The organism is Pseudomonas sp. LBUM1651 (genome assembly GCF_059716135.1).
Genome location: NZ_CP166805.1, coordinates 1,963,515 through 1,988,020 on the forward strand (window position 1 = coordinate 1,963,515; position 24,506 = coordinate 1,988,020).

A 24,506-nucleotide genomic window follows, 5' to 3' on the forward strand; every position below is an offset into this window, starting at 1 on the left:
AGTGGTTTCCTCACGAGATGACGGCGATCGGCTGCGCACTGGCGGCCAACAAACGCTTGATTTCCGGAACGCAGGAGCCGCATTGCGTACCGCAACCCAGTTCCTGTTTCAAACCTTGCAAGTCCAGGCCTCGGCGGATACCGGCACAGACCGCGTTCTGGCTGACGTTTTTGCAGTTGCACAGGGTTCTGGTGCCGGCGGCCGGCGCGCTGGTGTTACCTGGTGGCGCGCTCAGCGGTGCAAGCAGCCAGCGCCGCAGCTGTTGGTCGACGCGACCTTCGAGCCAGAGGTCCTGCAGCCAGTGCTGGGCGAGGGTTTCGCCGGCAAGACGAATCGCGGTAATTCGGCCGTTCTCGATCCGCACCCGTTTGCCGATGGAGCGCCGAGGGTCGTCGTAGGCCAATACCGGACCGTCGTTGAGCCTCAGGCATTGGTCGATGTCACGCAGCAATTGCGGATCTGGCGCTGCGGCGCTGGAAGCGCGTATGAGCAGCGCAGGGCGTTCACGGCCGGCGAGGCCAAGGCTAACGTAGGAAAACGCCTCGCAGAGTGGTCGTAGTGTCTCAAAATGCTGTTGGATATCGCCCTCGACCAAGGCGAAAAGGTTCCAGGGCAGGTTTACCGGGTCAAGCCTTACTCCGGTGTGTTTGAGTTCCGGCTGTTTCGACAACGGATCAAACGCCGGTTGGGTGATCGAATTGACACCCCCCTTCAGGAAGCGATCGCCCCAGTGCATGGGCAGGAAGGCCTGGCCGGAACGCACACTGTCGTCGCTGCCCACGGCAACAATGACCGCGCCGCGACGGCTTCTCAGGCTGACCAGCTCACCCGGTTGCAGTCCATGGCGGTGCAGTTCATCCGGGTGCAGGCTCAACACGGCTTCGCTGACATGACCGAACAACTGCGCGGCCGTACCGGTGCGGCTCATGCCGTGCCATTGATCGCGCAGGCGGCCGGTGATCAGAGTCAGCGGGAATTGCCCATCGCGTTGTTCCCTGGCGGCGCGATACGGATCGGCGATGAACCGGGCGCGTCCGCTGGCTGTCGGGAAAACGCCGTCCACATACAGACGGGCCGTACCTTCACTGCCGCCTGCAGGGAATGGCCATTGCTGCGGACCGAGACGGTCGATCAGCTCATGGCTGATGCCGGACAGGTCCAGATCGCGGCCGCGAGTCAATTGCTTGTACTCATCGAAGATCTGCGCCGGGGTTTCGAACGCAAACAGACTGGCGTGCTCGGGACGCAGATGTTTTTCCAGGCGCTGTGCGAAATCCATCGTGATCGCCCAGTCTGAGCGTGCTTCACCGGGGGCGACAATCGCACGGCGGACGTGGGAAATCCGCCGCTCGGAGTTGGTGACCGTGCCGTCCTTTTCACCCCAACTGGCGGCGGGCAACAGCAGGTCGGCGAACGCGGTGGTTTCGGTGGTGCGAAAGGCTTCCTGCAAAACCACGAACGGACAGGCTTCCAGTGCAGCGCGCACGGCGGTCTGGTCCGGCATCGATTGCGCGGGGTTGGTGCAGGCAATCCACAGGGCTTTGATGGTTCCGCTACGAACCTGCTCGAACAGCTCGATAGCGGTGAGCCCGGTTTGTTCAGGCAACTGGTCAACGCCCCAGTAGGCTGCCACTTCTGCTCGGTGTTCGGCATTGGCCGCTTCGCGATGGCCCGGCAGCAAGTTCGACAGACTGCCGGTTTCGCGCCCCCCCATGGCATTCGGCTGACCGGTCAGGGAGAAAGGTCCTGCACCCGGTCGGCCAATCTGTCCGGTGGCGAGGTGAAGGTTGATCAGCGCACTGTTTTTCGCACTGCCCGCGGTGGACTGGTTCAAGCCCATGCACCACAACGACAGGAAACTCGGCGAGGTGCCCACCCACTCGGCACATTGTTGCAGTTGTTCAACGCTGATCCCGCACAGCTGCGAAACCATCGGCGGCGTGTAGTCGCGAACCAGGTCTTTCAGTTCGGCCAGCCCTTCGGTGTGGGCCTTGATGAAGTCGCGGTCGATCCAGTCTTCCCACAGCAACTGGTACAAAATCCCATGGAACAATGCGACATCGGTGCCCGGAAGAATCGCCAGATGCAGGTCAGCCAGGTCGCAGGTGTCGGTGCGACGCGGGTCGATGACGATGACTTTCATCTGTGGCCGGCGCGATTTTGCCTCTTCCAGACGACGAAACAGTACCGGGTGGGCGTAGGCCATGTTGCTGCCGACGATCATCACGCAGTCGCTCGATTCCAGGTCTTCGTAGCTGCATGGCGGTGCATCGGCACCGAGGCTGCGTTTGTAGCCGACCACTGCCGATGACATGCACAACCGCGAATTGCTGTCGATGTTGTTGGTGCCGACCAGTGCTCGCGCCAGTTTGTTGAAGCTGTAGTAATCCTCGGTCAGCAGTTGCCCTGAGATGTAAAACGCCACGCTGTCCGGGCCGTGTTCGGCGATGGTCTTGGCGAAGACACTGGCCGCGTGATCGAGGGCCGTGTCCCAATCGGTGCGGCTGCGGGACAGGCCTTTGCCGAGGCGCAGTTCCGGATACAGCGCTCGGGCCGCGAGGTCACCGGTCAGGTGCAGGGTCGAACCCTTGCTGCACAGTTTGCCGAAGTTGGCCGGGTGCGCCGGATCGCCGCTGACGCCGAGGATGCGCTCGCCGTCATGCTCGATCAGCACGCCGCAGCCGACCCCGCAATAGCAGCAGGTGGAGGCGGTGATCTGGCGGTTCATCAGCTGGTTTCCTTCAGGGTTTCACCAAACATCAGGTGATCGCGGCGTTCACCGATGTCCTGGTTCTCACGAATCTGCCGGAAATACCAACCGCCATCTGCCGTATCGCCGTACAGACAGGCGCCTACCAGCACGTCATCTTTAATCACCAGTTTTTTGTAAATCCCGCTGATGGGGTCGGAAAGTGTGATGGTTTCGGTACCTTCGCCGCCCATGAAGTCGCCGACGGAAAACAGGTCGATGCCGGTGACTTTCAATTTGGTCGAGGTCACCGAACCCTTGTAGGTGGCGAACCCCAGCCGGGCGAGATGATTGGCGCAGACCCGGGCCTGTTCGAACAATGGCGCGACCAGGCCATAGGCGATGCCACGGTGGCTGGCGCATTCGCCGATGGCGTAGACCCGTGGATCGTAGGTTTGCATCGTGTCGCTGACCAGAATCCCGCGGTTGCAGGGGAGGCCGGACTTTTCCGCCAGCTCGGTCGCGGGGCGAATGCCGGCGGCCATCACTACCAGGTCGGCGGGAATGATGTCGCCATTGTGGAACTCAACCGAGCCGACCCGACCATTGCCGACATCGTGCAGGGCCCGGGTTTGTTCGCGAAGGCGAAACTTCAGGCCACGAGCCTCCAGCGCGGTTTGCAGCATTTGGCCGCTGACGTTGTCCAGTTGCCGCTCCAGCAACCACTCACCGTTGTGCACCACGGTGACGTGCATGCCGCGCAGCATCAGGCCGTTGGCCGCTTCCAGACCCAGCAGGCCGCCGCCGATGACCACGGCGTGCTCGTGGGTTTTGGCGGTGTTGATCATGGTCCGAGTATCAGCGATGTCGCGGTAGCCGATCACGCCGTGCAAGGTGTTGCCGGGGATCGGCAGGATAAACGGGGTCGAACCGGTGGCGATCAACAGGCGGTCGTACTCGGCTTCGGTGCCGTCGTCGGCGATGACCCGACGTTTCACCCGGTCGATCTCCACCACTTTGCGGTTGAGCAGCAGCTTGATGTTGTTGTCCAGGTACCAGTCCAGATCGTTTAGCACGATCTCTTCGAAAGTTTGTTCGCCGGCCAGTACGGGCGACAGCAGAATGCGGTTGTAGTTGGTATGCGGTTCGGCGCCGAAGACGGTGATGTCGTACAGCTCGTTGCTCAGTTTGAGCAACTCTTCCAGGGTCCGAACCCCGGCCATGCCATTGCCGATCATCACCAGTTTGAGTTTTTTCATCAGGTTCTCCGGGGGCTCGGAACACATTTCGCGCAAACAAAAAAAGGCGTCCCGCTAGTTGCCTAGCGAGGACGCCTTTGTCCTGGTCCCGTTATGTCGGGAAGCGCATCCTTCGTCGTTGAAGGCTGGGCTTTATGTAAGTTGAGAGAGGTAATGCAGTGGTTGTGCCAAGTTGTCCGGGCCCCGGTTTTATGGACTCTTAGCACTTTTTCAACAGTTGCGGTTGCACCGAATCGAAGCGTGCTGCCCGTTAATAGAGCGGGTTGACGATGGATTTGTGGTGGCTGTCAGTCCGCCTTCGCGAGCAAGCTCGGCTCCTACAGGTTGCGGGTTGATCGACCTGTAGGAGCTGAGCTTGCTCGCGAAAGACGCGACTCGGTTCAGCCATGAAATACCAAAACCAACAGCACCAGATTCACCAGCAAAGACCCCAGCGCCAACGTCCGCCAGACCTTCACCGGCTCGCGCTCCAGCAAGGGCCTTGGCCGCACACTCAAACTGCGCCGCTCGCCCTGTTCCAGCACCAGCAACCATTCTTCCGCCGTCTCATATCGCTCATCCGGATTCGCCGCCACCGCGCGCTCCAGGCTTTGCGCGATCCATTCGGGCAGGTCGGGCCGGCAGCGACTGGCACTGACCGGTGCACCAAACCGCGGCCGCTGGAACGCTTCGATCTCGCCGTAGGGATAATGCCCGGTGAGCAGGAAATACAAGGTCACGCCGACCGCATACAAATCCTGTTGCGCCGACGGCGGGTCGCCGCGAAAGGCTTCCGGCGCGATATAGCTGGGCGTCCCGGACAGGGCCGAGGCCTGATCTTCAGACAGACCGGGGCAGTAGGCGAGGCCGAAGTCCAGCAGGCGCAGCTCGCCGTCGTCCCCCAGCAGCAGGTTTTCCGGTTTGATATCGCGATGGAGAATCTGCCGTCGATGCAGCATGCCGACCGCCCGCAGCAAGCGTTCCGCCAGATCCTGCCATTGAGCCATCGGTAGCATTGCGTTTCGCGCACTCAGTTGCGCCAGGGTAGAACCGGAATATTCACGCATCACGTAGTACAAATGCTGACGCTGATGGGCGGCATGGACTTCAGGAAAATGCCGACCGGCCACACGTTTGAGAAACCATTCTTCCGACAGTAACGCCTGGCCGGCCAGGTGATCGTCGCGCAGTGCACCGGGCAAGGTTTTCAGCAACCAGGGTTGTTGCTGAGCGTCGCGCACCCGATAAAGCAGCGATTGCTGACTCTGGCCGAGTATCCCTTCGACCTGCCAGCCCTCAAAGTTCTGCCCCGGTTTCAGCGCCGGCGGCAGTGGCCATTGCCGCAGATGGATCAGCGCGTCGCCGATGTTCGTTTCACCGAGGGCGTCGACCCTCACCAATAACGCGCTGGCATTGTCCTGGCTGCCCGCCAGATGCGCCGCACTCACCAGGGTTTGTGCCGCGCTGCGCAGGTCCGGTTGATCGCGCAGGATCGCCGCAATGGCGGTGTCACCCAGCACGGCCCAGATGCCATCGCTGAGCAGCACGAAACTCTCATCGAGGCGCAACTCGCCATCGAGAAAATCCAGCACCAGATGCTGATCGAGGCCCAGCGCCCGTTTGAGCACATGCTGCATGCCCGGCTGGTCCCAGACGTGGTCTTCGCTGATCCGTTGCAATTGATCGGCGTGCCAGCGATAAACCCTGCAGTCACCGACATGCGCCAGGGTAAATCGCCTGCCGCGCATGACCAAGGCACTGACAGTCGTGAGTAGCGGTTGCCCACCGCCATTGGCCTGCAACCAGCGATTCTGTGCCAGCAGCAAACGATCCAGTGCCTGGGCGACGCCCCAGGTTTCCGGGGTGGCGTAATAGTCCAGGGCCAGCGCCTGCAAGGTCGAACGGGCGGCGAGCCCGCCATCGGCGCACTGGCTGACGCCATCGGCAATGGCGAACAGGTAACCCTTGCTCGCCGCCAGCGCCGGCGCGGGAGTGACCAGGCGCAAGGCGTCCTGATTCTCCTCGCGCGGACCCGTGGCGCTGGCTTCGGCGAAACTCAGTTGCAGGCTCATTCAGCCCTCACACCCGTGCGGCGGTGACGGCTGCCGAGCCCCAGGTGGTTCTCCAGCGACGTTTCACGCCGTGCAGACCGAACCAGGCGAGGACGCCAAGGCTGGCGAACAGCCACAAGGCCAGTTGATAGCTGCCGGTGCTTTGCTTGATCGCACCCATGCCCGCCGCGAGGGCGAAACCACCGATGCCACCGGCCATGCCGATCAAACCGGTCATCACGCCGATTTCACGACGAAAACGTTGCGGGACCAATTGGAAAACAGCGCCGTTACCCGCACCCAGACCGAGCATGGTGCACACGAAAAGTGCCAGTGCCGCGTAGGAACTCGGCAAGTTGAAACCCACCGCCGCGATGCAGATCGCCGCCACCGTGTACATCGCCAGCAAGGTGCGAATCCCGCCAAATCGGTCGGCCAATGCACCGCCCAAAGGACGCATCAAACTGCCGCCGAACACGCAGGCTGCGGTGTAGTAACCGGCGGTGACCGGGCTCAGGCCATATTGGTCGTTGAAGTAGCCGGGCAGGGCGCTGGCCAGGCCGATGAAACCGCCGAAGGTCACGCTGTAGAAAAACATGAACCACCAGCTGTCGCGGTCGCCCAGGGCCTTGAAGTAGTCGGACATCGACTTGGCTTTCGGCCGCTCAGGGGCATTTTTGGCCAGCCAGGCGAAGACAATGATGGTCAGGATCAGCGGAATCAGGGCGAAGCCGAACACGTTGCTCCAGCCAAACGCCGCGGCCAGCACCGGGGCGATCAGCGCAGCGAGCACAGTGCCCGAGTTACCGGCACCGGCGATGCCCATGGCCTTGCCTTGATGCTGCGGCGGATACCACTGCGACGCCAGCGGTAGCGCCACGGCGAAGGACGCGCCGGCCATGCCGAGGAACAGGCCCAGCAGCAGCGCCTGCTCGTAGCTGTGGATACCGAGTTTCCAGGCACCGAACAGGGCGCAGATGACGATCACCTGGCCGATCAGCCCGGCGGTTTTCGGCGACAGGCGATCCGCCAGCATGCCCATGATGAAGCGCAATACGGCGCCGGCCAGAATCGGCGTGGCGACCATCATCCCGCGTTGTTGGGTGGTCAGGTGCAGGTCGGCGGCAATTTGCACCGCCATCGGGCCGAGCAGGTACCAGACCATGAAGCTCAGGTCGAAATAGAGAAAGGCCGCGAACAGTGTCGGGGTATGGCCGGATTTCCAGAAGCTTGAATTCATTACGCACCTCAGCTGTGAGTCGTCTCGAGAAGGAGTCATGAGCTTGCAGGTGGGGCGCCGCAACGGCCGCACCACCGGCCCCGGGCTGTGGGGCCAAAACAAAAAAACGCCGCCACCGGATTCGCCTTGGGCAAATGAGGTGAGCGACGTCTTTGTCGTAGGTGGGGCAACCGCCGTTGGTTACCTGTGTGGATTACTTAGCGAGATCTGTGCCAACAGGCTGAGACCGAGTCGCTGCGATCGCGAGCAAGCTTTGCTCCTACAGGTTTTGGGTGAGTTCAGATCATGCGAACGACACAAAACCGTAGGAGCAAGGCTTGCCCGCGATGGCGTCCCTTCAGGCGCCACAGGGCTTCAGCCGAGCAGTTCACTCATGGCAATAATCTGCTCCGCCACCTGAATCAGCTTCTGCTGTCGGCTCATGGCCTGGCGGCGCATGAGGGTGTAGGCCTCTTCCTCGTTGCAGTCTTTCATCTTCATCAGCAACCCCTTGGCCAGCTCGATGCGCTTGCGCTCGGCCAGTTGCAGGTCGCGGGCGTGCAGTTGGGCGCGCAGGGCCTGGTCGCTTTCGAAGCGTGCCATGGCCACGTCAAGAATCGGCTGCAAGCGTTGTGCGTGAATGCCTTCGACGATGTAGGCGCTGACCCCGGACTTGATGGCCTGGCGCATCACATCGGGGTCATGTTCGTCGGTAAACATCACGATCGGCCGCGGCTGGTCGCGGGACACCAGCACCACTTGCTCCATCACATCACGGCTCGGTGACTCGGTATCGATCAGGATGACGTCCGGACGCACCGTTTCGACGCGCGCGGGCAGGTCGATGGTCAGGCCGGATTCGTCGATTACCTCGAATCCGGCTTCGGTCAGGGCCGCTTTCAGCCGGCCGACTTTCTTCGCGGTGTCGTTGATCAACAGGATACGCAACATGTTCGCAGTCTCCTGTCAGCGGCTCGCGAGAAGGGGCGAGCTGTCGCTCAAGGCGTGCAGCTTGAAACTGCGGGCATAACCGGCCGGGTCGGAGCCGTCCCAGATTTTGCCGTCGATCAACTGGCTGCTGCGCATTTCCTGGCCCGACGAGGCAACACCGACGGCTGTCGCGGCCTCTCGATACAAGTCTAGTTGCTGGACCTGGCGGGCCACCGCGAGGTAGTCCGGGTCGTCGCGCAACAAGCCCCAGCGGCGGAACTGGGTCATGAACCACATGCCATCGGACAGGTAAGGCAGGTTGACCTCGCCACCGCCATGGAAGCGCAGTGCGTGCGGGTCTTGCCAGCGATTGCCGAGACCGTCGGCGTAATCGCCTAGCAGGCGCGGTTCGATGCAATCGAGCGGTGCATCGAGGTACTCCGGGGCGCTCAGCAACTGCGCGGTACTGCGGCGATTCTCGGCGCTTTGTTCGATGAAGCGGCTGGCTTCCAGGATCGCCATCACCAGCGCCCGGGCGGTGTGGGGGTATTGCTCGACGAACGCGCGGGTGCAACCGAGGACTTTTTCCGGATGGTCGGGCCAGATGGTCTGGGTCGTCGCCATCGTGAAGCCGAGATTCTGTTTCACGGCGCTGGCGGACCAGGGCTCACCGACGCAGAACCCGTCAATACGGCCCGCTTGCAGGTGCGCGATCATTTGCGGTGGCGGTACCACCACGCTGTCGACGTCGTGCAACGGATGAATCCCCTGGCTCGCCAGCCAGTAATACAGCCACATGGCGTGGGTGCCGGTCGGAAATGTCTGGGCAAAGGTGAGTTTTGGGCGAGTTTGGTGCACGTGGCGGTCCAGTGCTTCAGGACCGGTCACGCCCAGCGCCTGCAAGCCATGGGAAAGATTGATGCTCTGACCGTTCTGGTTCAGGCCCATGAGCACCGCCATGTCGGTGGGCGCGACGCCGCCGATGCCCAGGTGCACGGCGTAAATCAGACCGTAAAGGCTGTGGGCCGCGTCGAGTTCGCCGCTGACCAGTTTGTCCCGCAGGTTGGCCCAGGAGGACTGGCGCTTGAGGTTCAAGGTCAGCCCGTAAGGCTGGGCAAAACCCTGGGTGGCAGCGACTACCACCGAAGCGCAGTCGCTCAGGGCCATGAAGCCGAGGTTGATGTCGGTCTTTTCCGGGGCATCGCTGCCGTTGACCCAGGCCAACGGGCCGGCTGATGGTTCGTTCATCGCGTCTTCACCTTGCAAAAAAAAGCGTCGTCCCGGGTCCTCGCATGAGCAAGGCCGGGTGACGACGCCATTGTCCTGGCACTCATCCCGCCGTTGGCATGAGTGCTGATACCTCAATGGGTGCAAGGCATATGCCAGCCCGGGTTTCATCAGTTTTCCATCAGGACTTCCCGCGCCCGGTCTTTCATCCTGCCGACCCTTCATCGTCAGGCTGCAAAGGAGGTTGGCGTGCAAACCGAATCACTTCGTGCCACCACATTCCCGGATGCTCGTTCCGGCGAGCGCGTGTTGCACCTGCGTGTCAGCGAATCGACCGACCTTCTGGGTTCGACGCAGCGCCACCGGTTGCCCGGCGGTTGGGAAGGGCTGATCGCGGTCAGCGAGGCGCTGCAAATGAGCGGCGGCTGTGTGCAAGTGCTGCCGCTGTCCGAAACCCTGCTGGTGAAATTGCAGGTCTTTATCGACTTGAGTGATGCGTTGACTGGCCAGCGACCAGGCCATGCCCCGTGGGCGATGTTGCCGGTGACGTACGAGACCGTTCGGTCGGAGGGCGCACTGGAACGCTGGTACATCGAGCAGGCCATGGGCGGCGGTTCAGCTTTTCAGACCTTCGCCGGCGTGCTGCGTCATACCGAGAGCTACGGGCTTGTGCGATTCCTGCTGGAGCAGGGCACCCGCAGTGAAAAACTGAGCGACCTGGCGCAACGCTATGGCGTTTCCGTGTCGCACTTTCGTCGATTGTGCCGACAGGCGCTGGGCAGTGCAGCCAAGCCTGCGTTACGCGGCTGGCGCACGGCCCAGGCGCTGTTGAACATGAGTCTGAGGGACTGCTCGCTGACGGATGTCGCGCTGGAATTCGGTTTTGCCTCTTCCTCGCATTTCTCCAAGGAAATCCGCGAGCTGGTGGGTTTCACCCCCAGCAGCCTCGCCGACATTACCTACCTTCCAGGCAAGTGAACCGATGAACCGCCGATCGATCTCCATATCCCTTTTGCCCGTCTGCCTGACCATGGTGATGCTGCTCGCACCTTTTGCCGCACAGGCCGCTACCTATAATTTCGAGGCCCGCGAACAAAGCGCTCGCACGTTTTTCAGCGAATTGTCCGGACCACTGGGCAAGCCGGTCATCGTCAGCAAGGCCGCTGCGGCCAAGCGGATTTCCGGTACGTTCGATCTGCTCGCGCCGCAACGCACCTTTGAGCGAGTCAGCGCGCAAATGGGCCTGATCTGGTACAGCGATGGTCAGGCGATTTATCTGTATGACGCCCCGGAACTCAAAAGCTCGATGGTGTCGCTGCAGACCCTGACCGTGGCGAAGCTTCAGGCGTTCCTGGAACGCTCCGGGTTGCACGATCGGCGTTATCCGTTGCGCCACGATGGTCTGCGTACGTTCCATGTGTCCGGCCCGCCGATGTATGTCGATCTGGTCACGCAAGCGGCCGGGCTGATGGATAACCAGCGCTCGGAACTGTTGCTGGGCAAGCAGCAGATCGGCGTTATCCAGGTGCGAAACACCTTTGTGAGCGACCGCAAATACGAGTTGCGTGATGACAAGGTGACGATTCCCGGGCTGGCCACAGTGATTGATGCCCTGCTGCGCGGCGAGCGCAACGGCGTCGAGCCCGCGGTGGCGCAAGTCCCGGCACAGCGACCGCCGGGCTTGATGCCGGCGTTTCCACTGGAAGGCCTGGCGACCGCGCCTTCGGATCAGGACCCGTCCGCGCCGCGAATTCTTGCGCGCGACACGGCCGCCGGCAACATTCGGGTCGTGGCCTATCCCGACACCAACAGCCTGCTGGTCAAGGGGTTGCCGGAGCAGGTGCGTTTTATCGAGAACCTGGTCAGCGCACTGGACACGCCCAAACGCCACGTGGAGCTGTCGTTGTGGATCATTGATCTGCACAAGGATGAACTCAATCAGTTGGGCGTCAATTGGCAAGGCGTGGTGAATTCGGGCGGAAAATTCAGCGCGTCGCTCAACGCCGGCTCGGCGACCACGCTCGATGGTGCGTCGTTCGTCACCCAGGTCATGGCGCTGGAGCGTACGAGCCGGGCGAATGTGGTGTCGCGACCGGTGATCCTGACCCAGGAAAATGTGCCGGCGATTTTCGACAATAACCGAACGTTTTATGCGCCGCTGGTGGGCGAGCGCAGTGTTGATTTGCAGCACGTGACCTACGGCACGCTGGTGAGCGTATTGCCGCGTTTCGCCCAGGCGGACGAGATTGAAATGTCGCTCAATATCGAAGATGGCAACGAAATCGAAAACCCTGGCCAGGGCGAACGACCGAGCGCTCTGCCGACGGTTGGCCGCACCCGGATCAGTACGGTGGCGCGGGTGCCGCCGGGCAAGAGCCTGTTGGTGGGCGGTTTCACCCGCGATGACCACAGCGAACAGATCGGCCGGATTCCGGTGCTGGGGTCGATTCCGTGGATCGGTCGGCTGTTCAGTTATCGGCAGAACCGCTCGGCCAACACCGTGCGGGTGTTCCTGATTCAACCCAAGGAAATTCGCGACACGCTGGAGCCGAACGCCGTTGAACCGGCTCCGCAGTTGCTGACTCCGGAACAGCACGAACGTTTGCGCCGTTCCTATTTTCGGGCGGCAGTAAAATGATCTTGCCGGCGATTTCCAGCGGAGGGCGCGCGGCCCAGGCGCGGCTGAATGCCGAGAAGGCCGCGGAGCATCCGCAGCCACAGGCGACGGCGGACACTGATCTCGACGACAGCGGCACGGCAGCCGTCATGCAGCGTTTCGTGCAGATCAGCGATGAAATGTCGGCGGCATTGGCGCAGTTTCGTGGCCGACGGCATTTCGAACTGAAGTCCGACACCCTGACCGACAACTTCGAAAGGGTCCTGGACGACGACACCGTGCCCAAGGTGCGGCAGATTCTCAGCCGCCTTCGAATTCGTTGCGTGCCAGCTTGGTCAGGAATTCAACGCATAGGTCAACGATCGTGTGGGTGCGTTGTATCATTGCTTCCACTGCGCTTGCGGGTGACTTCGTTGCCATGCACGCCTGGACAAGTCGTGCTGCCAGAGACCCAGGCGTTGCAGCGGCTGACGCGGCCTCGAAATCACCCGGAAGAACGTACTGAATAACCTGACAAAGGTTCCTTGAGTGTTCATCGCTGGGCATCTCAATCATCACATGGTCGAGTTCCTGAACTACACCCTCACTCACGGTTATTAGGTATCTGGACGCAGTTCATTGGCGTGTTGAGCGGTAGTGCTATTGCTCAATGCCTCGGCGATTGCCTCAGTACCTCCCATTTCCACAATTGTGTGATCTTGTCGGGCTGGAGGGGCGGAACTGGTGGCGTTTCCATGAAGCTGGGGGGGCGTTGGTTGTAAAAAGGAAACCGTCATTTATTTTCTTCCATGAGGCCCTGCGGTAGTGCAGTCGAATCGATCATTCATCCGCCGTGTGGCTGCAACTATCAAAAAACGCTCCAACAGGCATCACCGACCGGGGGAATGAATCCCTTGGTTCTCGCCGCTGACCCTCCACCCGGCTATAATCGCCGCCACTTTTCATTGCCCAGAGTCAAACCCGCCCATGTACACCCTGGCCCGTCAGCTGTTGTTCAAACTTTCCCCGGAAACCTCCCACGATCTGTCCCTGGACCTGATCGGCGCGGGCGGGCGTTTGGGCCTCAACGGCTTGCTGTGCAAGGCTCCGGCGAAGATGCCGGTGACGGTCATGGGGCTGGACTTCCCGAACCCGGTAGGTCTGGCGGCGGGCCTAGACAAGAACGGCGCGGCCATTGATGGTTTTGCGCAACTGGGTTTCGGTTTTGTCGAAATCGGCACCATTACCCCGCGTCCGCAGCCGGGCAATCCGAAACCACGTATTTTCCGCCTGCCGGAAGCCGAGGCGATCATCAACCGCATGGGCTTCAACAACCTCGGTGTCGATCACCTGCTGGCCCGCGTCGCAGCGGCCAAATACAAGGGCGTGCTGGGCATCAACATCGGCAAGAACTTCGATACGCCGGTCGAGCGTGCGGTCGACGATTACCTGATCTGCCTGGACAAGGTCTATGCCCACGCCAGCTACGTGACGGTCAACGTCAGCTCGCCGAACACGCCGGGCCTGCGCAGCCTGCAATTCGGTGATTCGCTCAAGCAGTTGCTGGCCGATCTGGCGACCCGTCGCGCAGAGCTGGCTTTGCGCCACGGCAAGCACGTACCGCTGGCAATCAAGATCGCACCGGACATGACCGACGAAGAAACCGCTCAAGTCGCGCAAGCCCTGATCGAAACCGGGATGGACGCGGTGATCGCCACCAACACCACCCTGAGCCGCGTGGGGGTCGAAGGCATGGAGCACGGTGACGAGGCGGGCGGTTTGTCCGGCGCACCGGTTCGCGACAAGAGCACGCACACCGTGAAAGTGCTGGCCTCGGAGTTGGCCGGTCGCTTGCCGATCATCGCCGTAGGCGGCATCACCGAAGGCCGGCACGCCGCCGAAAAAATCGCTGCGGGTGCGAGCCTGGTGCAGATCTATTCCGGCTTCATCTACAAAGGCCCGGCGTTGATTCGTGAATCCGTAGACGCTATCGCCGCCTTGCGCTGAACCCTGTAGGAGCACGGCTTGCCGGCGATGGCGTCCTTGAAATGGTCATCGCCGGCAAGCCGTGCTCCTACAAGGGATTGTGTTTAGCCAGAGAGCAGGCATAAAAAAGGGCTCCTCGAAGGAGCCCCTGGGCCGGAGCCCGCCGCCCGGATGGGGCGTGCGTGGTAAGTCGTTACGTAATCAGGTTGTCGTGTCGGAGTGTGTGCCCTGTGTTAGCCGACGGCGTGAAGTTCGTTGAGTCTGTGGATTCCCGCAGTGCCGGTCATACCGTCCCAGTTGTCGCCGCGTCCTTCTCGCCAGCCGTTAATCCAGGCTTGGCGTACCGACGGTAGAGTAAATGGGCAAAGCTCACGGGATTTGCCACCAACGCCATATTGATATCCGCGCAAAAATGCTCTTTCCAACGGATCACGCTTAAGTCTTCTCATAGGGTGTTGCCCTCACTTGTTGACTGTATTTATCGCGTTGACCTCAATCGAGGTCTGGCAGAAATGTCTGCCGTTGGGGGGCTCGCTGCCGGCGTGGCGAGCCAGGGTGTTGACGTCCGTTGTGGCGCCAACCTGTATTGAGTTCTAACCAATGCGTCACATCGAGGGAATGATCGTTTTGTCATAAGGACGTAACCATAAAGATGCTATGGCCATAAGTAACACGATGTTTGACCCGTATTTATTGGCCAAAGCCCTGTATGATCGGCCCCCCGCAGAATGATGGGGTTAATCCTTTTGTGAGAATGGCTCGTGTTGCATCGAGGCATTTTTCGACGAAGGGTCAACTTATGACATTTGTTGCTTCAACTTTTTTATCTGCCCGTGCATCTAAGCTCTTCTAACCTGAGCAGCACGGGTGGGACGGCACACCTTCGTGCCACGCGGGCGCTCTTTTAGAAAAGCGCCTGATTGAAAACCGGGCCGGCAATGCGTTGCCGGTCCACTTAGCCAAAGGCTCTGGAATTACCATGTCCGATCGTTTCGAACTCTTCCTCACTTGCCCGAAAGGCCTTGAAGGCCTGCTGATCGAGGAAGCCGTCGGGCTTGGCCTTGAAGAAGCGCGTGAGCACACTTCTGCCGTGCGCGGCATGGCAACCATGGAAACCGCTTATCGCCTGTGCCTGTGGTCGCGTCTGGCGAACCGGGTGCTGCTGGTGCTCAAGCGTTTCCCGATGAAGGACGCCGAAGACCTCTACCACGGCGTGCTCGATATCGAGTGGCAAGACCACATGCTCAACGACGGCACCCTGGCCGTCGAGTTCAGTGGTCACGGCTCGGGCATCGACAACACCCACTTCGGCGCCTTGAAAGTCAAAGACGCCATCGTCGACAAACTGCGCACCCCGCAGGGCGACCGTCCGTCCATCGACAAACTCAACCCGGACCTGCGTATTCACCTGCGTCTGGACCGTGGCGAAGCCATCCTCTCCCTCGACCTCTCCGGCCACAGCCTGCACCAGCGCGGCTATCGCTTGCAGCAGGGCGCGGCGCCGCTGAAGGAAAACCTCGCGGCCGCGATTCTGATCCGTTCCGGCTGGCCACGCATTGCGGCCGACGGCGGCGCACTGGCTGACCCGATGTGCGGTGTCGGTACGTTCCTCGTCGAAGCGGCGATGATCGCCGCCGACATGGCGCCGAACCTGCGTCGTGAGCAGTGGGGTTTCACCGCCTGGCTCGGTCACGTACCGGCGCTGTGGAAAAAGCTGCACGAAGAAGCCACCGAGCGCGCTGCGGCCGGCCTGGCCAAGCCACCGCTGTGGATTCGTGGTTACGAAGCCGATCCACGCCTGATTCAGCCGGGCCGCAACAACGTCGAACGTGCCGGCCTGAGCGAGTGGATCAAGATCTACCAGGGCGAAGTCGGCACATTCGAACCACGTCCGGACCAGAACCAGAAAGGCCTGGTGATCTGCAACCCGCCGTACGGCGAGCGTCTGGGCGACGAGGCGAGCTTGCTCTACCTCTACCAGAACCTTGGCGAACGCCTGCGTCAGGCCTGCCTGAACTGGGAAGCGGCGGTGTTCACCGGCGCCCCGGATCTCGGCAAGCGCATGGGCATCCGCAGCCACAAACAGTATTCGTTCTGGAACGGCGCGTTGCCGTGCAAGCTGTTGTTGATCAAGGTCACCCCGGACCAGTTCGTCACCGGCGAACGTCGCACCCCGGAACAGCGTCAGGTCGAGCGCGAACAAGCTGAAGTCGAAGTCGCCGACAACGACGTAGCACCTGGCAAGTATGAGAAGTACAACAAGAACGGTAACCCGATCAAACCGGCACCGGTGGTGATCGAGCAGCCGCGCTTGAGCGAAGGCGGGCAGATGTTCGCCAATCGCCTGCAAAAGAATCTCAAGGCGCTGGGCAAGTGGGTCAAGCGTGAAGGCATCGACTGCTACCGCGTCTACGATGCCGACATGCCGGAATACTCGATGGCCATCGATCTGTATCAGGATTGGGTCCACGTCCAGGAGTATGCCGCGCCGAAATCCATCGACCCGGAAAAAGCCTCGGCCCGCATGTTCGACGCCCTGGCAGCGATTCCGCAGGCGTTGAACATCGACAAGAGCCGCGTAGTGGTCAAGCGTCGCGAGCGTCAGAGTGGCACCAAGCAGTACGAACGTCAGGCCGCGCAGGGCAAGTTCGTCGAGGTCAACGAAGGCGGCGTGAAGCTGCTGGTGAACCTCACCGACTACCTCGACACCGGGCTGTTCCTCGACCACCGGCCAATGCGTATGCGCATTCAGAAAGAGGCAGCCGGCAAGCGCTTCCTCAACCTGTATTGCTACACCGCGACCGCCAGCGTCCATGCGGCCAAGGGTGGCGCGCGCAGCACCACCAGCGTCGATCTGTCGAAAACCTACCTCGACTGGGCGCGTCGCAACCTGTCGCTGAACGGCTTCTCCGACAAGAACCGTCTGGAGCAGGGCGACGTGATGGCCTGGCTCGACGCCTGCCGTGACGAGTACGACCTGATCTTCATCGACCCGCCAACGTTCTCCAACTCCAAGCGCATGGAAGGGATCTTCGACGTGCAGCGTGACCAGGTGCAATTGATTGACCTGGCTATGGCACGACTGGCGCCGGGGGGCGTGTTGTACTTCTCCAACAACTTCCGCAAGTTCGCCCTTGAGGAAAATCTCACCGAGCGTTACGCGGTCGAGGAGATCACGGCTCAGACCATTGATCCGGATTTTGCCCGCAACGCCAAGATCCATCGGGCCTGGAAAATCACGGCGCGTTGACGGTTGGATCTCCTGTAGGAGCGAGCTTGCTCGCGATGGTCGTTAATGATGACGCGTGCTTTCTGAATGAATGCGTTGTCCAGACGTTTTTCGCGAGCAGGCTCGCTCCTACAGGGGGCATTTCAGTGCTGGTCAAATTGATGGCTAATAGCTATAACTCAACGTATGGCCAATGGGCTTTTCCGGCACCTGGCGTTTTGAGTTGCTTCTATGTCGTTGCACGCCGTGCGCCCCAAGATCCTGGGTTTTATCAGTGAAGATGTTTCGGCCTGGCTGGTCGCGCTGCTGGTATTGATCGTCGGCGGAGTTCTCACGGGGCTGTTGGCCTGGTCGACCCTGAACCTGTTTCACCAACAATTGCGGCAACGTTTCCAGCTGATGGCCAGTGAGCGTTACAGCCGTATCGAAGAGCGTTTAGAAGATCAGGAGCAGCGCCTCGACGGCCTGCGCAGGTTCTTTACCAATTCCGATACGGTCAACCGCGAGGAATTCAACGGTTACACCCAACCTCTGCTGCACCGAACCCAGGCGTACTCGTTTGCCCGGCGGGTCAGCGGTGCCGAGCGCGCTGAATTTGAGCTCCAGGTACGTGAGGAAGGTTTATCCGATTTCAGCATTCGTGAGCTCAATGCCGACGGCCAGCTGCAACTGGCGGCCGAACGGGATGAGTACGTGGTGGTGTTGTATAGCCAGACGCAAAGCCGACTCGGTGCGCCGCTGGGTTATGACTTGCTGGCGCAACCCCTGCGCCGTTCTACCCTCGAACGGGCCGACCAGAACGCCAGGATGGCGGTGTCGCAACCGATGCACCTGGTCAGCATCGACCCGGCCTATGCCCGGGGCGTGCTGTTGGTTGCGCCGGTCCTGTCCCGCAACAGTCCGGAAACCAAACCCTACGGTTACGTGATGGCGGTGATCAGCATGCGTCAGTTGCTGGCCGACGGGTTGCCGGAGGCGAGCCGCGATTATCTGTCGGTGCGCATCCTCGACTTGTCCACTGACGATCAGCACGAAGTGCTCTATGAATCCCCCAACGGGCCCGCCGCCAGTGAGTTGGCCGCGACCCGGCTGCTGCGGCTTGCCGATCACAACTATCAAGTCGATATCCAGCCCAGCGAAGCCTTCCTGCAGGCCAACCATTCTTCGGTCACCAGCGTGGTGGTGCTGGGAGGCTTGCTCAGTCTGATGCTTAGCGCGCTGCTGTATGTGCTGGTCAGTCAGCGTCAACGGGCGTTGAAAATGGTCGAGCAGCGGACCCAGGAGCTGCGCGCCCGTGAGCAGGAACTGCGTGGCACCCATGGTCAGTTGCGCGGCGTACTGAATGCCGCGACTCAGGTGGCGATCATCGCCACCGACCTGCGCGGCATCATCAGCACGTTCAATGCCGGGGCGGAGCAGATGCTCGGCTATTCCAGCGCTGATGTGGTGGGGCACATGACCCTGGAAAATCTGCATTTGCCCCGGGAACTGGAGGCGCGCTCGGCGGAGTTGAGCGCGCGCTACGGCAAGCCGATTCCGACCTGCCAGGCGATGTTGGTCGAGGGCGGTGAAGAGGGCGGTCACGAGGCGCGGGAGTGGACCCTGGTTCGCGACGACGGCAGCCATTTGACGGTGAACATGCTGGCGACTCCGGTGCTCGACGAGCAAGGTCTGTGGGTCGGGCACCTGGCAATCTGCATCGACGTCACGGAGCGCAAGCGGGTGTACGAGGCGCTTGCCGCACGGGACTTGTTATTGAAGAAACTCAGCGCCCATCTGCCCGGCGGGATTTACCAGTTCAAGATGGAGTTCGACGGACGCTTCAGTGTGATCTACGCCAGCGATGGCATCCGCGAAATCTATGAGCTCGAGCCGGAGGTGATGCTGCTCAACGCTGAATCGATTTTCACCCGGATTCATCCCCAGGACACCACCCGGGTTCGCGCCTCCATCCGGGCGTCGGCGGACACGCTCAGCCCGTGGCGCGAGGAATACCGTGTGCTGCTGCCGGTACGTGGTCTGCGCTGGGTCCGGGGTGAAGCGACGCCGGAAGAACTGCCCGGTGGCGGCGTGCTCTGGCATGGCTACGTCTCGGACATCTCGGACTTGAAACGGGTGGAAGAAGAGTTGCGGGCGCTGTCGATTACCGACTCGCTGACCGGGATCCACAACCGCCGCTACTTTCAGGAGCGCCTGACCACCGAAATGGCCCGGGTCGAGCGCGGTGGCGGCGAGTTGTCGGTGATCATGCTCGACATCGACCACTTCAAACGCATCAATGACCAGCACGGTCATGCGGTGGGCGATCGGGTGTTGCAGGCCGTGTGCGAGCGTATCGGCCATCGGTTGCGCCGCACCGACGTGTTCTGTCGCTTGGGCGGCGAGGAGTTCATGGTGCTCTGCCCGGATATCGACGGCGAGCAGGCGTTTGGGTTGGCGCTGGAGTTGTGGCAAGGATTGCGCAGTTCGCCGATCGACGATATCGGGATCGTTACTGCGAGTTTCGGAATCGCCAGTTGGCGCGTCGACGAGGGCGCAGATGCGCTGCTGCTGCGGGCGGACTCGGGGGTTTATGCGGCGAAGCAGGCGGGGCGGGATCGGGTTCAGGGCGAGATGAATTAGTTGCTGGCTGCACACAACCCCCTGTGGGAGCTAGCCTGCTAGCGATAGCGGTGTGTAAGTCAATACATGTGTCAACTGACACACCGCTATCGCTAGCAGGCTAGCTCCCACATTTGATTTGCGGTGTTTACAGAACCGAAGCCGTATCAGGCAGTTTCGGCTGGCGATACAAGTCGAGCAGCACCTGATCCAGCACCGACGACGCACCAAACGGTGCCTTGTCGTTGAGGATCGCCACCACCGCCCAGGTATTGCCATTGACGTCACGGCTGAAGCCGGAGATCGCGCGCACGGTGTTCAGGGTGCCGGTCTTGACGTGGGCTTCACCGCGCATCGCCGTAGTCTTCAGGCGTTTGCGCATGGTGCCGTCGGTGCCGGCAATCGGCATCGAGCTGATGAACTCGGCCGCGTACGGGCTGTGCCACGCGGCTTGCAGCATCGCGGCCATTTCACGCGCACTGACACGTTCTGCACGGGACAGGCCGGAACCGTTCTCCATCACCAGGTGCGGCGCGGTGATGCCTTTTTTCGCCAGCCACTGACGCACCACGCGCTGGGCCGCTTTGGCGTCGTCGCTGTCGGCGTCGGTGCGGAATTTCTGGCCCAGGCTCAGGAACAACTGCTGAGCCATGGTGTTGTTACTGTATTTATTGATGTCACGGATGATTTCCGCCAGGTCCGGGGAGAAGGCGCGAGCCAGCACCTTGGCATCTTTTGGCGTCGGTGCCAGAACGTCCTTGCCCTGAATGCTGCCACCCAGTTCTTTCCAGATCGCCCGGACCGCGCCAGCGGTATAGGTCGCGTGGTCGAGCAGCGACAGGTAAGTCTGGGAGCTGCAGCCATCGCCCAGCTGACCGCCGACGGTCACGTTCACGGTGCCATCGGCCTGGGTCACCGGGTTGTAACGCACGCCACCGGTGCATTGTTTGGAGTTGACGGCCTTGACCTGGTTTTCGATGCGGATGCTGGAAATCGGCGGTTCGACCGAAATCAGCACCCGACCGTTGTCGTTGCGCGCCACGAAGCGCAAGGCCTTGAGGTTGACCAGCAGCGAGTCGGGTTTGACCAGGAACGGTTTGTTCTCGTCATTGCCGTCATCGTTGAACTCGGGCAATTGCGGTTGCACGAAGAAGCCACGATCCAGCACCAGGTCGCCGGTGACTTGCGTCACGCCGTTGGCGCGCAGGTCGCGCATCAACAGCCAGAGTTTTTCCATGTTCAGTTTCGGATCGCCGCCACCCTTGAGGTAGAGGTTGCCGTTGAGAATGCCGCCGCTGAGCGTGCCGTCGGTGTAAAACTCGGTTTTCCACTGGTGGTTCGGGCCGAGCATTTCCAGCGCGGCGTACGTGGTGACGAGTTTCATGGTCGAGGCCGGGTTGACCGAGACGTCAGCGTTGAAAATGGTCGGCGTGCCAGGGCCGTTGAGCGGGATCATCACCAATGACAGGGCGTTGTCCTGCAACTTGCTGGCCTTCAGGGCCTTTTCGACGTTGGGCGACAGCGCGGTGTTGATGGTGGCGGCGGAAACGGGGAGGGCCAGGGGGAGAAGAAGACTGGCCAGCAGCAGTGGACGCAAAGATTTGATCATGTGAAATAAAACCCTACAGCCGAGGGGAAAAAAGACGAGGGCATGAAGATAAATTCCCTCAGTGGTCATGAAAGTGTCGGCATTATGCCCCAAGGTGTAGCGGCTTGTGCCGTGCCCCGGTCACCTAATCCGCTATTTTTTTACCGGCGGTAACTTGTCGCGCCCAGAGAATCGGGCAATTGGCGGCTTAAACTGCTAAAGTGCCGCCCGTTATTACTTATGAGGATTGTTCCAATGGCGACTAACCGTTCCCAGCGTCTGCGCAAAAAACTGTGCGTCGATGAATTTCAAGAGCTGGGTTTCGAACTGAACCTGGATTTCAAAGAAGATTTGGCTGATGAAGCCATTGATGCTTTCCTCGACGCGTTCCTGAAAGAAGCCATGGAAGCCAACGGTCTGGGCTATGTTGGCGGCGACGACTTCGGTCTGGTTTGCCTGCAGAAGCGTGGCTCGGTGTCCGAAGAGCAGCGTGCTGCTGTTGAAGCCTGGCTCAAAGGCCGCAGCGAACTGACGGAAGCCACCGTCAGCCCGCTGATCGACGTCTGGTACCCGGAAAAGCCGATCAATCCGGTAGCTTGATGTCATGAAAAACGGCGACCCAAGGGTCGCCGTTTTTTTTGGGCAAAAAAAAAGCCACCGCCCCCTGTAGGAGCGAGCTTGCTCGCGAAAAACATCCAGACAACGCGTGCATTCAGGCGGATCGAGTCATCGTTAACGTTTTTCGCGAGCAAGCTCGCTCCTACAGGGGGGGCGCGCGGTATTCATGACTTGCGCCAATTCAGAATCACCAGCGTCAACACCCCCGCCACAATCCCCCAGAACGCCGAACCGATGGAAAACAGCGTCAGCCCCGACGCCGTGACCATAAAGGTGATCAGCGCCGCTTCACGTTCCTTCACTTGCGCCATGGCAATGCTCAAGCCATTGATGATCGAACCGAACAGCGCCAGTGCCGCAATCGACAGCACCAGTTCTTTCGGCAGCGCGGCAAACAGCGCCGCCAGCGTCGCGCCGAAGACCCCGGCGATCCCGTAGAAAATCCCGCACCACACCGCCGCCGTATAACGCTTGTTGCGATCCTCGTGGGCATGCGGGCCGGTGCAGATCGCCGCGCTGATGGCGGCCAGGTTGATCCCGTGGGAACCGAACGGCGCCAGCAGCAACGAAGCGAGGCCCGTTGTGGTGATCAGCGGCGAGGCCGGTACCGTGTAACCGTCGGCGCGCAGCACGGCGATGCCCGGCATGTTCTGCGAGGTCATCGCCACGACGAACAGCGGGATGCCGATGCTGATGGTCGCGGCCAGGGAGAAGTGCGGCGTGGTCCAGACCGGCGTCGCCACCTCCAGGTGAAACGCGCTGAAATCCAGAAGCCCCATGAACCCTGACAACGCCGTGCCGATGAGCAATGCAGCCAGTACGGCGTAGCGGGGCGACAGGCGCTTGACCACCAGGTACGTGAAGAACATTCCGAGTACCAGCGCGGTGCGATGCTGGGCCGCGACGAAAATTTCGCTGCCGATCTTGAACAGAATCCCCGCCAGCAGCGCCGCGGCCAATGATGCTGGAATCTTCTTCACCAGGCGTTCGAAGCTGCCGGTCAAACCACAAACGGTCACCAGCACCGCGCAGGTCATGTAGGCGCCAATGGCTTCGCCGTAGCTCACGCCGCCCAGGCTGGTGATCAGCAGCGCCGCGCCGGGTGTCGACCAGGCAATGGTGATCGGCGTGCGATAACGCAGGGACAGGCCGATCGAGCACACCGCCATACCAATGGAAATCGCCCAAATCCAGGACGAAATCTGCCCGCTGGTCAGCCCTGCCGCTTGCCCGGCCTGGAACATCAGCACCAGGGAGCTGGTGTAGCCGGTCATCATGGCGATGAAACCGGCGACGATGGCGGAAGGGGACGTGTCCGCCAATGGGCGGAGCTGCGTGTGCGTGGCGTCGTTCATGACAGCGGTGTTCCTTTGTTCTGATAAAGATGTCCGAATCGACGCTGAACCCTGTAGGAGCTGAGCTTGCTCGCGAAGGCGGAGGATCAGTCGACATAAATGTTGAATGTTATACCGCCTTCGCGAGCAAGCTCGGCTCCTACAAGGGATTGCGTTCTGGCTGCGGATTCTGGGTTCAAGCCTAAACTCAAAGGTGATGGACCATTGCAATACAGCAAAGGCGACAAACAGCCGTACAGTCGTGTTGCCACCATCCATTGTGTACAATCGCGGTGTTTTTTACGCGATACTTGCCAGCGACCCACTGTGCCGTATTACAGTCACGGTCAATTCGCCGCAGTTCTCCCGACTCGAGTGCCCATGAACGAACAGTTGCAACCCCTCAAGAAACAACCGCGAGCAGGCAAAGCCGGCCGCAGCGGTACCCAGGACGATATTGTCTATGCGCATATCTTCGAGGCCATCCTCGAACAGCGTCTGGCGCCCGGCACCAAGTTGAGCGAAGAAGCGCTGGGGGAAATTTTCGGGGTCAGTCGCACCATCATTCGCCGCGCGCTGTCGCGCCTGGCCCATGAAGGCGTCGTACTGTTGCGGCCCAATCGTGGTGCCGTGGTTGCCAGCCCGAGTGTCGAAGAAGCGCGCCAGGTGTTCCTCGCCCGGCGTCTGGTCGAGCGGGCGATCACTGAACTGGCGGTGCAACACGCCACCGCCGAGCAGATCGCTGAATTGCGCCAGATGGTCAACGACGAACGCGACAGCTTTTCCCGTGGCGATCGCGGTGCCGGTATCCGTCTGTCCGGCGAGTTTCACCTGAAACTGGCCGAAGCGGCGAAGAATGCACCGCTGATCAGCTTCCAGCGCAGCCTGGTTTCCCAGACCTCGTTGATCATCGCCCAGTACGAAAGCGGCAACCGTTCGCACTGTTCCTACGACGAGCACACCCAACTGATCGACGCCATTGAAGCGCGTAACGGTGAGTTGGCGGTGAACCTGATGATGCATCACATGGATCACATCGACAGCAAACTCAACCTCGACGAGGAAAGTGCGTCGGATGATTTGCATGCGGTGTTCTCGCATTTGTTGCAGAGCAAGAAGCCAGGGCGTTCGCCAGCGAAAATCTGATGGACCGAGGTGCCCCAATCGCTGGCAGGCCAGCTCCCACAGGTTTTTGGATAT

General features: G+C 60.9%; 16 protein-coding genes and 1 pseudogene. 8 read left to right on the forward strand and 9 right to left on the reverse strand.

All coding sequences use genetic code 11. The features are described from left to right. Positions 1–10: 10 nt before the first annotated feature. The 6 genes and pseudogenes from ACA066_RS09080 to ACA066_RS09105 form a co-directional block, all read right to left on the reverse strand. The gene (locus ACA066_RS09080; RefSeq protein WP_497698935.1) at positions 11–2,728 is read right to left on the reverse strand and encodes a nitrate reductase; all 2,718 of its coding nucleotides are present in this window, start codon (positions 2,726–2,728) and stop codon (positions 11–13) included. Between the two features lie 20 nt (positions 2,729–2,748). Then, a pseudogene (locus tag ACA066_RS09085) lies at positions 2,749–3,948 on the reverse strand (NAD(P)/FAD-dependent oxidoreductase); the annotation flags it as partial. 380 nt (positions 3,949–4,328) lie between these two features. Next, complete coding sequence (locus ACA066_RS09090; RefSeq protein ID WP_497698936.1) at positions 4,329–5,999, reverse strand: bifunctional protein-serine/threonine kinase/phosphatase; 1,671 nt, start codon at positions 5,997–5,999, stop codon at positions 4,329–4,331. A gap of 7 nt (positions 6,000–6,006) precedes the next feature. After that, positions 6,007–7,218 carry a nitrate/nitrite transporter gene (locus ACA066_RS09095; RefSeq protein WP_497698937.1) on the reverse strand — a complete coding sequence of 404 codons (1,212 nt, stop codon included), beginning with the start codon at positions 7,216–7,218 and terminating at the stop codon, positions 6,007–6,009. Positions 7,219–7,572: 354 nt separating this feature from the next. After that, the gene (locus tag ACA066_RS09100) at positions 7,573–8,148 is read right to left on the reverse strand and encodes an ANTAR domain-containing response regulator (RefSeq protein ID WP_084318725.1); all 576 of its coding nucleotides are present in this window, start codon (positions 8,146–8,148) and stop codon (positions 7,573–7,575) included. Positions 8,149–8,163: 15 nt separating this feature from the next. Next, on the reverse strand, positions 8,164–9,375 hold the full coding sequence (locus tag ACA066_RS09105) for a CmpA/NrtA family ABC transporter substrate-binding protein (protein ID WP_497698938.1): 1,212 nt from the start codon (positions 9,373–9,375) through the stop codon (positions 8,164–8,166). A 228-nt stretch (positions 9,376–9,603) separates the two neighbouring features. Between ACA066_RS09105 and ACA066_RS09110 the strand changes: the two genes are divergently transcribed. The 4 genes from ACA066_RS09110 (at position 9,604) to ACA066_RS09125 (ending at position 13,957) form a co-directional block, all read left to right on the forward strand. Further along, positions 9,604–10,332 carry a helix-turn-helix domain-containing protein gene (locus ACA066_RS09110; RefSeq protein WP_497698939.1) on the forward strand — a complete coding sequence of 243 codons (729 nt, stop codon included), beginning with the start codon at positions 9,604–9,606 and terminating at the stop codon, positions 10,330–10,332. 4 nt (positions 10,333–10,336) lie between these two features. Further along, complete coding sequence (gene sctC / locus ACA066_RS09115) at positions 10,337–11,992, forward strand: type III secretion system outer membrane ring subunit SctC (protein ID WP_497698940.1); 1,656 nt, start codon at positions 10,337–10,339, stop codon at positions 11,990–11,992. Further along, the gene (locus tag ACA066_RS09120) at positions 11,989–12,480 is read left to right on the forward strand and encodes a hypothetical protein (RefSeq protein ID WP_497698941.1); all 492 of its coding nucleotides are present in this window, start codon (positions 11,989–11,991) and stop codon (positions 12,478–12,480) included. Before sctC ends, ACA066_RS09120 begins: the two co-directional genes overlap by 4 nt. A 457-nt stretch (positions 12,481–12,937) precedes the next feature. Then, entirely contained in the window at positions 12,938–13,957 is a 1,020-nt protein-coding gene (locus tag ACA066_RS09125; RefSeq protein WP_497698942.1) for a quinone-dependent dihydroorotate dehydrogenase, read from the forward strand. Between the two features lie 212 nt (positions 13,958–14,169). On the opposite strand, the gene rmf is transcribed toward ACA066_RS09125, so the two are convergent. Then, the gene (gene rmf, locus ACA066_RS09130; RefSeq protein WP_003223300.1) at positions 14,170–14,385 is read right to left on the reverse strand and encodes a ribosome modulation factor; all 216 of its coding nucleotides are present in this window, start codon (positions 14,383–14,385) and stop codon (positions 14,170–14,172) included. Positions 14,386–14,915: 530 nt separating this feature from the next. Between rmf and rlmKL the strand changes: the two genes are divergently transcribed. Both rlmKL and ACA066_RS09140 read left to right on the forward strand, forming a co-directional pair. Then, positions 14,916–17,186 carry a bifunctional 23S rRNA (guanine(2069)-N(7))-methyltransferase RlmK/23S rRNA (guanine(2445)-N(2))-methyltransferase RlmL gene (gene rlmKL / locus ACA066_RS09135; protein ID WP_497698943.1) on the forward strand — a complete coding sequence of 757 codons (2,271 nt, stop codon included), beginning with the start codon at positions 14,916–14,918 and terminating at the stop codon, positions 17,184–17,186. 210 nt (positions 17,187–17,396) lie between these two features. Next, positions 17,397–19,787 (forward strand): sensor domain-containing diguanylate cyclase, encoded by a 2,391-nt coding sequence (locus tag ACA066_RS09140; protein ID WP_497698944.1) that lies wholly within the window; start codon positions 17,397–17,399, stop codon positions 19,785–19,787. 127 nt (positions 19,788–19,914) lie between these two features. On the opposite strand, the gene dacB is transcribed toward ACA066_RS09140, so the two are convergent. Next, positions 19,915–21,375, reverse strand: a complete 1,461-nt coding sequence (gene dacB / locus ACA066_RS09145; RefSeq protein WP_497698945.1) for a D-alanyl-D-alanine carboxypeptidase/D-alanyl-D-alanine endopeptidase — start codon at positions 21,373–21,375, stop codon at positions 19,915–19,917. Between the two features lie 234 nt (positions 21,376–21,609). Here dacB and ACA066_RS09150 point away from each other — a divergent pair, with 234 nt between their 5' ends. Next, positions 21,610–21,954, forward strand: coding sequence for a YggL family protein (locus tag ACA066_RS09150; RefSeq protein WP_007896965.1), 345 nt, complete (start codon positions 21,610–21,612; stop codon positions 21,952–21,954). 182 nt (positions 21,955–22,136) lie between these two features. Here ACA066_RS09150 and ACA066_RS09155 read toward each other — a convergent pair whose 3' ends face one another. Then, positions 22,137–23,327: a benzoate/H(+) symporter BenE family transporter gene (locus ACA066_RS09155; protein ID WP_497698946.1), complete on the reverse strand. Its 1,191-nt coding sequence runs from the start codon at positions 23,325–23,327 to the stop codon at positions 22,137–22,139. A gap of 360 nt (positions 23,328–23,687) precedes the next feature. Between ACA066_RS09155 and ACA066_RS09160 the strand changes: the two genes are divergently transcribed. Next, positions 23,688–24,452, forward strand: coding sequence for a GntR family transcriptional regulator (locus tag ACA066_RS09160; RefSeq protein ID WP_497698947.1), 765 nt, complete (start codon positions 23,688–23,690; stop codon positions 24,450–24,452). Positions 24,453–24,506: the final 54 nt, after the last annotated feature.

What these genes read in the sequence shown, in the direction of transcription:
- ACA066_RS09080 (WP_497698935.1), bottom strand. Translation starts at nt 2,728, where the DNA reads ATGAACCGCCAGATCACCGCCTCCACCTGCTGCTATTGCGGGGTCGGC.
- ACA066_RS09090 (WP_497698936.1), bottom strand. Translation starts at nt 5,999, where the DNA reads ATGAGCCTGCAACTGAGTTTCGCCGAAGCCAGCGCCACGGGTCCGCGC.
- ACA066_RS09095 (WP_497698937.1), bottom strand. Translation starts at nt 7,218, where the DNA reads ATGAATTCAAGCTTCTGGAAATCCGGCCATACCCCGACACTGTTCGCG.
- ACA066_RS09100 (WP_084318725.1), bottom strand. Translation starts at nt 8,148, where the DNA reads ATGTTGCGTATCCTGTTGATCAACGACACCGCGAAGAAAGTCGGCCGG.
- ACA066_RS09105 (WP_497698938.1), bottom strand. Translation starts at nt 9,375, where the DNA reads ATGAACGAACCATCAGCCGGCCCGTTGGCCTGGGTCAACGGCAGCGAT.
- sctC (WP_497698940.1), top strand. Translation starts at nt 10,337, where the DNA reads ATGAACCGCCGATCGATCTCCATATCCCTTTTGCCCGTCTGCCTGACC.
- ACA066_RS09120 (WP_497698941.1), top strand. Translation starts at nt 11,989, where the DNA reads ATGATCTTGCCGGCGATTTCCAGCGGAGGGCGCGCGGCCCAGGCGCGG.
- ACA066_RS09125 (WP_497698942.1), top strand. Translation starts at nt 12,938, where the DNA reads ATGTACACCCTGGCCCGTCAGCTGTTGTTCAAACTTTCCCCGGAAACC.
- rmf (WP_003223300.1), bottom strand. Translation starts at nt 14,385, where the DNA reads ATGAGAAGACTTAAGCGTGATCCGTTGGAAAGAGCATTTTTGCGCGGA.
- rlmKL (WP_497698943.1), top strand. Translation starts at nt 14,916, where the DNA reads ATGTCCGATCGTTTCGAACTCTTCCTCACTTGCCCGAAAGGCCTTGAA.
- ACA066_RS09140 (WP_497698944.1), top strand. Translation starts at nt 17,397, where the DNA reads ATGTCGTTGCACGCCGTGCGCCCCAAGATCCTGGGTTTTATCAGTGAA.
- dacB (WP_497698945.1), bottom strand. Translation starts at nt 21,375, where the DNA reads ATGATCAAATCTTTGCGTCCACTGCTGCTGGCCAGTCTTCTTCTCCCC.
- ACA066_RS09150 (WP_007896965.1), top strand. Translation starts at nt 21,610, where the DNA reads ATGGCGACTAACCGTTCCCAGCGTCTGCGCAAAAAACTGTGCGTCGAT.
- ACA066_RS09155 (WP_497698946.1), bottom strand. Translation starts at nt 23,327, where the DNA reads ATGAACGACGCCACGCACACGCAGCTCCGCCCATTGGCGGACACGTCC.
- ACA066_RS09160 (WP_497698947.1), top strand. Translation starts at nt 23,688, where the DNA reads ATGAACGAACAGTTGCAACCCCTCAAGAAACAACCGCGAGCAGGCAAA.